This is a genomic window from Nioella sp., from assembly GCF_964229645.1.
Taxonomy (GTDB): domain Bacteria; phylum Pseudomonadota; class Alphaproteobacteria; order Rhodobacterales; family Rhodobacteraceae; genus Nioella.
In genome coordinates this window covers 1-9,743 of record NZ_CAXREX010000069.1, presented here as the reverse complement: position 1 = coordinate 9,743, position 9,743 = coordinate 1, and the positions used below count along the sequence as shown (strand labels likewise).

The window sequence follows — 9,743 nt, the reverse complement described above, 5'->3', positions numbered from 1 at the left end:
TTAGCGATAGAGGCCGGGCACGAGGGTTTCGGCCAGCTCCTGCAAGACCTCGGGCGCCGTGCCTGCCGGCTGCACGGGGCCGTAGTGCAGATCGTAGCTGCCGCCCAGTTTCGACAGCAGTTCCGAGACATAGCGCAACGAGGCCACGAGACGCCCGAAATCGTCATTGCCGCCGCTCAGCGTGCGGAAGATCGCGCGGGTTCGGTAGTAATGACGAGAATTGCGCATGTCGGGCGAGGCGGGAACGACGGGCGCGTCACAGGCAGCCGACATGCGGGTGATGCCCGATCGCCAGGGGGGTTCCACCAGCCGCCCCCCGCGCATCCCCGGCACCTTGCCAGAGCCGAAGACCAGCAACGCGCCGCCAACCGACAGATGCGCCTGCATGCCATACAGCGTCTGGCGCGCCGACAGCACCTTGTCCTTGCGGTCGAAATCGACCGGGATGATCGTGCCTGCGCCGAGGAAGCGTTCGGCCTCTCTATTGGCGACCACTTTCAGGTCGCGCCGGTGATCGAGCAAAACCCCCGCATGAGCGATGAAATCGAAGGTGCCGATCGGATGGGTGGAGCCGATGACCACGGGCCCTTCGGTCGGGACATTGTCCAGCCCATGCGCCGTGAGCCGCGTGCCGCCCTTCATGTCGAGCAAGGCGCGCACAAGGTCCGGCCCGGTGCGCCCGTCGAGCGCGATCAGCACCTCTTCGGTTTCGCGCAGGGCAAAGAACGCCTGGCCAGAGAGACCCCGCGTGACGAAATCGACGCTTTGCATCAGGGCACGCAGGCTCCAGAGGCGGAAATCGGCGCCCTCGTGGACGCGCAGACGCGCGCGTAGAAGTTCGTCCATCGGGTTTTCTGTGCGTTTCCTGCCCACGTCGCCCCTGTTCCATTGTCTTTCTTACGCCACGCTAGCATGACGGGCCCACGCCTGCACCTTGTCCAGTGCGGCAGGTTTCCGGCCCGTTCCCGCCTGGTCGGAGGCAGGACAAAAGGCTATTCAAAACGGTGCAGTGTCCTATTGTGACCGAAGACGTGCCCGCACAAGAAAATGAACCGGGCACGCAAACGAGGGGACGCGCGATGATCAACCAGGTGACGACGGGCATCGACGAGGTGCTTCTGAACTTCTCGCCTACCAGCCTGCAAGTGTTGAACGCGGTGCTGGCGGTGGTCATGTTCTCGATCGCGATCGACCTCAAGCCCGCGGATTTCAGGCGCCTGGTGCAGGCGCCGAAACCGCTGCTGACCGGGCTCTTTTCCCAGTTCATCGTGCTGCCCGCGCTGACCTTCTGCCTGGTCCTGCTGACCGCGCCGCGCCCCTCGATCGCGCTTGGGCTGATCCTCGTGGCGGCATGTCCCGGTGGCAATATCTCGAATTTCATCACCCATAGGGCAGGGGGGAACGCTGCGCTTTCGGTGTCGCTGACGGCCTTTGCCACGGTTGCGGCCATCGTGCTGACGCCGCTCAATATCGCTTTCTGGGGCAATCTCTACGGACCCACGCGGGATATTCTGCGCGCCACGTCCATCGACCCGGTCTCGGTCGCGATCACCGTGGGTCTCATGCTTGTCCTGCCGCTCTGCCTGGGGGTGCTGCTCAACCTCAGGCGGCCCGACATCACCAGCCGCCTGCGCACGCCGCTGCAATATCTGTCTATGGGGATCTTCGTGGCCTTCGTAGTGCTGGCGCTGGCGGCCAACTGGGCGCTCTTTCTGCAATTCGCTGGCGCCGTGGCGGCACTGGTCCTGGCGCATAACGCGCTGGCGCTGGCGGCGGGCTATGCCACGGCCAGCATCGCGGGGCTGTCTGGTTTCGACCGCCGCGCGGTCATGATCGAAACCGGGATCCAGAATTCCGGCCTTGGCCTTATCCTGATCTTCGGGTTCTTCAGCGGCCTTGGCGGCATGGCCGTTGTCGCGGCCTTCTGGGGCGTCTGGCATGCGGTCACGGGGCTTGCCCTGGCCGGGGTGCTCTCTCGTCACAAGCTGCCGCACTGACCGGGGAAAACCGCCCGCTTCGGGATTGTTCCTGAAACGGAAATGCTGTTGTTCCACATGATCTTTCGCTATTTCTTGCAATCTATGGCTGTATGGCGCGTGGCCCTATTGGGCCGGTGTATCCCTGTGCCAGTGTTCCCCCGCACCCATTTTGCGAGGTTGTCGCCCGGCCGAGCCTTTGCGCCTCGGCCGATCTTGCTTGAACACCGCACGAGATCTCCCTGCGGTCCAGATGATTTCGATCACGAGGTCCCATGCCCTCTGCCGGCCTTGCCATGCTTCTTATCGGTCCGCTGCTCTTGCTGGCATCCCTGGGGTCGTCCAAGTCGAGCCCGGCGCAGGACCAGACCATTGTCGAGATCGGTGACGAGGACGGATCGCGCCTGTTGCTCATCCAGCCAGCCGGAACAAATGATCTGCAATTCACGCTCTTCGAGGGGGATGAAAGCTACAGCCTGACCGTTGTCGATGGGCTGACCCCGGGCGAAATGCAGGACCTGCGCGCCGGCATCGACCCCGATGGCCGCATGTGGGTGGAGCTTGACGGCAGCCTGTCCGCGGAAGGGCCTGCGACCGTGCCCACCAACCTCAACCTGGGCAATGTGACCTTCGGCGGGTTCCTCGAAGGCGGGGCCTGGCAGGAATTCGTGGAGAATCTTTCGGTGGCCGAGGTCATCGCGAATGACGAGCCGTCGTTGCCCGACGTCACCGACCCGCCGGGCGACGTGACCCCGCCCGACGATCCGACCCCGCCAGAGGACCCCGCGCCGCCAGAAGACCCGCCGCCGCCCTCGGGCGACATGTTCATCGTGGCGCACCAGGATGACGACCTTCTGTTCATGAACCCGACCCTGTCGGAAGCCATCGCAGGCGATGAACCCGTGACCACGGTTTACGTCACGGCGGGCGACGCGGGCGAGGACGAGGCCTATTGGGCCGGGCGCGAGGAGGGCATCAAGGCGGCCTATTCCGTCATGGCCGGGGCCGATGACTGGGTCGATGAGCTGGCCTCGATCGAGGTCGGCGGCGAAAGTTTCGATGTGGCAAGCTCCTATCTCGGCTCCGATCCTGATATCCGGCTCTATTTCCTGCGCCTTCCTGACGGGTTTTCTGCCGGGCAGGGGTCCGAGGCCTATGGCAACGAAAGCCTTCAGCAACTGGCCGAAGGCGGTATCGACACGATCACCACTGTCGACGACACCGAAAGCTATAGCGCCGAGCAACTGACCGGCGTGCTGACCGCGATCATGGAGATGCACGCGCCGGACCAGATCCACTTGCAGGATCACACCACCGAACACGCCGATATCGAGCATTCCGACCACATCCAGACGGCGGAATTCGCCAGCGAGGCGATCCTGGATTATTCCGGCGAGGTGACGGTCACGGGCTATCTGGGCTACGCGACCTGGGGGTTCGAAGAAAACCTGACGCCCGAGGAGGTCGCCGATGTGCGCGCCGCCTTCATGGCCTACGCAGCCCATGACAGCCACGTGTTGAACGCGGATGGCTCCTTGCAGGAAGCCTATGAAACCTGGGTGCAGCGCGAATACCCGGCCTATGAATACGACCACGGGGCCGCCTTGATGGACATGCTGGCCCTGCCGGCGGATGTGTCCGGCCCGGTCGATCCGGACCCCGCCGAGGACGACCCGGCCCTGAGCGATCCTGTCGTGATCTGACCAGGGCCCGAAGGCCGTCGATCAGACCGAATGCAGGTATAGATCGTAGTCGATTTCCGTGATCGTGCGCGCGACCCGGTCGTATTCGGCCTGCTTCACCGCAACGAAGGTGCGATGCATGTCGTCGCCCAGGGCCGCGCGCAGGAAGTCGCTCTCGCGTGCCATCTCGATCGCGGCGCGCCAGTCGCGCGGGATCTCGGGGCCGTCATCATCTTGCCCATAGGCGTTGCCGGTCGTTTCCGGGCCGGGGTCGATGCGGTTGTCCAGCCCGTGCCGGATGCCTGCAAGGATCGTCGCGGCCACAAGGTAAGGGTTTGCGTCCACCCCCGACGGGCGGTGCTCGATCCGGCGCGCGGCGATATCGCCCTCGGGCACGCGCAGTGCGACCGAGCGGTTGTTGACCCCCCAGGCCGTCGAGACCGGCGCATAGCTCTGGTTGGCGAAACGGCGCCAGGAATTGAGATGCGGGGCGAAGACCAGCATCGCGTCGCCCATGGTCTCGCGCAGGCCGCCAAGCGCGTGCAGAAGCGGCGTGGCAAAGCGGTCGTCGCCGGTTTCAGCGAAGATGTTGCGCCCCTCGCGGTCGCGCATGGAGACATGGAAATGCATCCCCGACCCGGCATAGTCGGCGAAGGGCTTGGCCATGAAGCAGGCGGTCACGCCGTGTGCGCGGGCCTGCTGGCGGACGATGCGCTTGAGCCGCACCAGGTCATCGGCGGCCTGCATCACGTCTTCGCGGTAATGCAGGGTCAGTTCGTATTGCCCCGGTGCGTATTCCGAGATCAGCGTCTCGGCCCTGATCCCGGCCAGCCCGGCGGCGGCGTAGATGTCGGAGAAAAGCGGCAGCATCCCTTGCAGGTGATCGACGGAATAGACCTCGGTCTTGCGGCTGCGCCGCCCATCCAGCACGTCCGCGGCCGGTTGCAGCGCCCCGTCGGGCGCGCGGTCCTGCGCGACGAGGAAGAATTCCAGCTCGAACGCCCCGGCAGGGGTCAGACCCTGTGCCGCCAGCGCCTCGACCTGGCGCGACAGCGCATGGCGCGGGTCCGAGCTCATGCGGGTGCCGTCAAGCTCGTAGAGCGACAGCAACAGCTCGCCGCGCGGCGGGGTGGTGTTATGCATGGCCCGCAGGCTGCCCGGCACCGGCCAGGCGCGCAGATCGCCGTCGCCCTGGTCCCAGATCAGCCCGGTCTCGTGCACGTCCTCGCCCACGATATCGAGCCCCAGAATGGAAATCGGCATGTGCCGGCCCGATTTGTAGAGCGACAGTAATTCGTGCCGCCGGATGATCTTGCCGCGTCCGATCCCGTTGGAATCATGCAGCACGATGTCGAAGGCCTCGATCTGGGGATGGGCATCGAGAAAGGCCTGGGCTTCGGCCAGGGTGGCGCCAGAGGGGCAGGGGCTGGTCATGTCAGGTCTCGCTCGGATCGAAAAGCTCGGCCAGCACCGCATCGAAAGCGGCGACCAGCCGGTCGATCTGGTCATCGCCGGTGGCCGGGCTGACCAGCATCATGTTGTGGAAGGGCGCGATCAGGCAGCCCCGGTTCAGAAGGGCCGCATGCACGGTGGCCTCGACCTCGTGGATATGGGCGGCCTTGGCCTCGGTGCCGTTGCGCAGCGGGCCGGGGGCGCAGATGAACTCCACCCGCGCCCCAACGCGCACCACGTGCCAGGGCGCCCTGTGGCGGGCCACCGCCTCGGCCAGCCCGGCATGAAGCCGCGCGGCGCCGCGCTCCATATGGGCGTAGTTGTCTTCCGTCATGACCTTGGACAGCGTGGCCTTGAGGCAGGCAAATTGCATCGGGTTGGCCGACAGAGTCGTGCCCATGCCCGAATGCCCCGCCGCCCGTCCGGCGTCATAGCGCTGGAATGCCTGTGCCACCGCCGGGCGCAGCCCCCAGACCGCCGTGGGCATACCCCCCGCCACGCATTTGCCGACCACGAAGATATCGGGATCGAGCCCGTGAACACGGGTGTAGCCGCCGAGGCCCGAGGAAATGGTATGCGTCTCGTCGATGATCAGAAGCGCCCCGAACTCCGTCGCCAGCCGGCGCAGCCCGGCATGAAACCCCTCTGCGGGCAGCACCATGCAGGAATTGGTCATCACCGGCTCGGTCAGGATCGCGGCAACGTCGCCCGCCTCAAGCGCCTTTCGCACGCTGTCGAGATCATTGAACTCGGCCGCGACGGCGGTTTCGGTCAGGTCGGTCACCTGTCCGACGAGCCCGGGGCGCGTGACGGTGCGGCCTTGATCCAGCTCGACCATCGCGTCAGCGACGGTGCCGTGATAGCAGCCGTTGAACACCAGCACCTTGCGCCGCCCGGTGACCGCGCGCGCCACGCGCAGGGCAAACCGGTTGGCATCGGTGGCGGTTGTGGCGATCTGCCATTGGAACTCGCCGAACCGGTCGCTCAGCAGGGCACCCGCCTGCATCGCCGCCTTCGTGGGCAGCATGTAGGTCAGGCCGCGCCGGGCCTGCTTGCGGATCGCCTTGGCCACTGGCCTGGGGGAATGGCCGAACATGGACCCGGTATCGCCAAGGCAGAAATCGTCGACCCTGTTGCCATCGAGATCGACAAGGCGCGCGCCCTTGGCCCGGGCGACCACCATCGGGACTGGGTTGGGCCAGTCCTTCATCCAGTGCATCGGAACCCGGTCAAGGTAATGCGCAGCCCCCGCATCGAGCGCGGCCCTGGAAAGGGGGCGCATCCGGGCAAATCGCGCGGCTTCCCGCGTGGCCATGGCCCGCAGCCGCCCCTGCGGAACCCCGGCGATCATCTCGGTCGAGTCTGTCATCCTGTCCTCCAGCCCCTGCGCGGTTTTCCTCCCAATTTGAGCAAATGGCAAGAGGGGGCTGGCCGCCTGCATGTTTGGCCATGACTGGATTGTCCGGGGAATTGATCAAAAAATTAGGGGCAGGGGCGGAGCGCAAATGAAAAGGCCGGCCCCCGAAGGACCGGCCCAAGACTGCCATGTGTCTTCAGGGTATCGGTTTGGTTGTCGCTCCTGTGCAAGCCGATGGGCAGACAGGCTTGAATGAAAGCCACGAGGCGTGGACGGGCAGTGGACCCGGGCGCGGGGCGCAGCTACTCTGAAGTTTGAAGTAAAACATTCAGGATGCCTGAAGTTCATGTCCATCAAGATAGAGATGTTGCGCTGCTTCCGGGCTGTCGCCGAGCACGGCTCGCTGGCCGAGGCAGCCGCCAGCCTGGGGCGCACGCCCTCGGCTGTGTCCATGATGCTCAAGCAGTTCGAAGAACATGTGGGCGCGCCGCTGTTTGAAACCGCGCGCAAGTCGCGGCTGACCCCGATCGGGCAGATGATCCTTGCCGTCGCCAGGCGCGAGCTGGAGCATTTTGAGCGCACCGTGTCGGTGATCGAAGGGTTGTCGCGGGCCGATCTGGGCTTCGTGCGCGTGGCCACGACGCCCTCGGTCGCGCAATCGGTGCTGCCGCCCATCCTGCGTGCCTATCTTGCCAGCCATCCCAATGTGCGCATCGACATGAGCGACATGGACTCGCGCGCTGTGCAGGCCGAGCTTGAGGCCGACCGCGCCGATATTGGCCTGGCGAGCCTCGGGGCGGTGAAGGGCTTGGATTGCACGCCGCTCTTTTCCGACCGCTTCGGGGTGATCTGCCGTGCCGACCATCCGCTGACGCGCAACTGGGACGAGCTGACCTGGGCGGATCTGCATGGCATTGACTTCATTGCCAACGGGCTGTGTGAACAGATCCGCAATCCCGATTTCGCCCCGATCCTGGAAGCCGCCCGCCTGATGGTGCGCAACACCGCGTCGCGTCTGGGGCTGGTCAGGGCGGGCGTCGGCATCACCGTTCTGCCGCGTCTGGTCATGTCGCCCGAAGTCACCGACCTTGCCTTCCTGCCGCTTGTCGACGCCGATGCGCGGCGCGAGGTCTGGCTGATGACACAGCCGCGCCACGTGTTGACCCCCGCCGCGCGCGACCTGGCCGAGGCGATTGCGGGCGCGCGGATCGCAGGCGACGAGTGAATTCAGATTTACTGAATTAAATTTAATTAGTTTGCGTTTGACTGAAAACACGGGCTGTGACCTTGTCCTCGCATGCGCGCAGGACAAGGAGAGTGCCAGATGTCAGGGACCAAGCTGAACTACATCGGGGGGGAATGGGTCGCCGGACCGGGCGAGGTCGAGAACCGCAATCCCTCGGACCTGTCCGATCTTGTCGGCCTCTTCACCCAGGCCAGCGCCGCGCAGCTGGACGATGCGATCGCCGCCGCGCATCGCGCGCAGGCGGAATGGGCCACCTACGGGCTGGAACGCAAACAGGCCGTGCTGATGGCCATCGGCAACGAACTGATGGCGCGCGCCGAAGAGCTGGGCACGCTCCTGTCCCGCGAAGAGGGCAAGCCGCTGGCCGAGGGCAAGGGCGAAGTTTACCGCGCCGGGCAATTCTTCACCTATTACGCCGCCGAATGCCTGCGCCAACTGGGCGAAAACGCCGACAGCGTGCGCGCAGGCGTGGAAATCGACGTGCGGCGGGAGCCCGTGGGCGTGGTCGCCGTGATTTCCCCCTGGAACTTCCCGACCGCGACAGCCAGCTGGAAGATCGCGCCTGCCCTTTGCTATGGCAACGCGGTAATCTGGAAGCCGGCCAACATCACCCCGGCCAGCGCCGTGGCCCTGACCGAGATCATTTCGCGGCAGGACATCCCCAAGGGCCTCTTCAACCTTGTCATGGGCGCGGGCCGCGACGTGGGGCAGCGGCTGGTCGAAAGCCCGCGCGTGAACGCGATTTCCTTCACCGGATCGGTCCCCGTGGGGCGCGGCATCGCGGCGGCCGCCGTGCAGAACTTCACCAAGATCCAGATGGAAATGGGGTCGAAGAACGCGCTGGCCGTGATGGACGATGCCGAGCTTGACCTTGCGGTGACGCTGGCCCTTGGCGGCGCCTTCGGCGGCACCGGGCAGAAATGCACCGCGTCCTCGCGGCTGGTGGTGCACGAGGCCATTCACGATGCCTTCGTCGAGAAACTGGTGGCGGGTGCAAAGGCGATGAAGGTGGGGCATGCGCTGGCGGAAGGCACGCAGATGGGCCCCGTGGTCAGCCAGCAGCAGCTCGATGAAAACCTCGCCTATGTGGAGCTCGGCAAATCCGAAGGCGCGGAACTGGCCTGCGGCGGGCTTCGGTTGAACATGGAGACCGAGGGGTACTACATGTCGCCGGGCGTGTTCCTCAACACCACTAACGCCATGCGCATCAACCGAGAGGAGATGTTCGCGCCGCTGACCTGCGTCATCAAGGTGGGCAGCTCTGACGAGGCGCTGGCCACGGTGAACGATACCGATTTCGGCCTGACGTCGGGCATCGTGACGCAAAACCTCGCCCGGGCCACCCACTTCCGCCGAAATGCGCGCACCGGGGTCGTGACCGTGAACCTGCCCACGGCGGGCACCGATTACCACGTGCCCTTCGGTGGGCGCGGTGACAGCAGCTATGGCCCGCGCGAACAGGGCCGCTCGGCGGCAGAATTCTACACCACCGTGAAGACCGCCTACATCGCTGCGGGGATCCCGGCATGAGCTATCGGATCGACGCATTGCAATATGCCAACTGGTCGGAAAAGATCTTCCGCCAGATGCGCGAGGGCGGGGTGGACGCGGTGCATGTCACCATCGCCTATCACGAGAATTTTCGTGAAACCGTGCTGAACGTGGAAAAATGGAACCGCTGGTTCGAACAGTTCCCCGACCTGATCTTTCACGGGCTGTGGGCCAGCGACGTGGAAAAGGCCAGGGCCACGGGCCGAACCGCGATCTTCTTCGGCTTCCAGAACCCCAGCCCCATCGAGGACGATATCGGGCTGGTCGAGATCTGGCACAAGCTTGGCGTGCGCTTCATGCAGCTTTCCTACAACAACCAGTCGCTTCTCGCGACGGGGTGCTACGAGGCCGAAGACCCCGGCCTGACGCGCATGGGGCGGCAGGTCATCCGCGAGATGAACCGCGTCGGCATGGTCGTGGACATGAGCCACAGCGCCGACCGCTCGACCATCGAAGCAGCCGAATGGTCCGAACGCCCG

8 protein-coding genes are annotated in these 9,743 nt (G+C 65.2%); 5 read left to right on the top strand and 3 right to left on the bottom strand.

Annotated features, from left to right (window positions below):
• Positions 1–846, bottom strand: coding sequence for a 1-acyl-sn-glycerol-3-phosphate acyltransferase (locus ACEQXV_RS04675; protein WP_370268125.1), 846 nt, complete (start codon positions 844–846; stop codon positions 1–3).
• Positions 847–1,079: 233 nt separating this feature from the next.
• Here ACEQXV_RS04675 and ACEQXV_RS04670 point away from each other — a divergent pair, with 233 nt between their 5' ends.
• Both ACEQXV_RS04670 and ACEQXV_RS04665 read left to right on the top strand, forming a co-directional pair.
• Positions 1,080–1,997 carry a bile acid:sodium symporter family protein gene (locus tag ACEQXV_RS04670; protein ID WP_370255317.1) on the top strand — a complete coding sequence of 306 codons (918 nt, stop codon included), beginning with the start codon at positions 1,080–1,082 and terminating at the stop codon, positions 1,995–1,997.
• 254 nt (positions 1,998–2,251) lie between these two features.
• Positions 2,252–3,679, top strand: coding sequence for a PIG-L family deacetylase (locus ACEQXV_RS04665; RefSeq protein ID WP_372525253.1), 1,428 nt, complete (start codon positions 2,252–2,254; stop codon positions 3,677–3,679).
• A gap of 21 nt (positions 3,680–3,700) precedes the next feature.
• On the opposite strand, the gene ACEQXV_RS04660 is transcribed toward ACEQXV_RS04665, so the two are convergent.
• A complete protein-coding gene (locus tag ACEQXV_RS04660; RefSeq protein ID WP_370255319.1) occupies positions 3,701–5,092 on the bottom strand; it encodes a glutamine synthetase family protein in 1,392 nt (463 codons plus the stop codon).
• A 1-nt stretch (position 5,093) separates the two neighbouring features.
• A complete protein-coding gene (locus tag ACEQXV_RS04655) occupies positions 5,094–6,479 on the bottom strand; it encodes an aspartate aminotransferase family protein (protein WP_370268122.1) in 1,386 nt (461 codons plus the stop codon).
• Between the two features lie 334 nt (positions 6,480–6,813).
• On the opposite strand from ACEQXV_RS04655, the gene ACEQXV_RS04650 reads away from it, so the two are divergent.
• From ACEQXV_RS04650 to ACEQXV_RS04640, 3 genes are all read left to right on the top strand, one after another.
• The gene (locus ACEQXV_RS04650) at positions 6,814–7,692 is read left to right on the top strand and encodes a LysR family transcriptional regulator (RefSeq protein WP_370268121.1); all 879 of its coding nucleotides are present in this window, start codon (positions 6,814–6,816) and stop codon (positions 7,690–7,692) included.
• 99 nt (positions 7,693–7,791) lie between these two features.
• The gene (locus tag ACEQXV_RS04645; RefSeq protein ID WP_370268120.1) at positions 7,792–9,243 is read left to right on the top strand and encodes an aldehyde dehydrogenase family protein; all 1,452 of its coding nucleotides are present in this window, start codon (positions 7,792–7,794) and stop codon (positions 9,241–9,243) included.
• Positions 9,240–9,743 (top strand): membrane dipeptidase (locus tag ACEQXV_RS04640; RefSeq protein ID WP_370268118.1); only part of this gene is annotated, 504 nt, incomplete at its 3' end. The genes ACEQXV_RS04645 and ACEQXV_RS04640, both read left to right, overlap by 4 nt.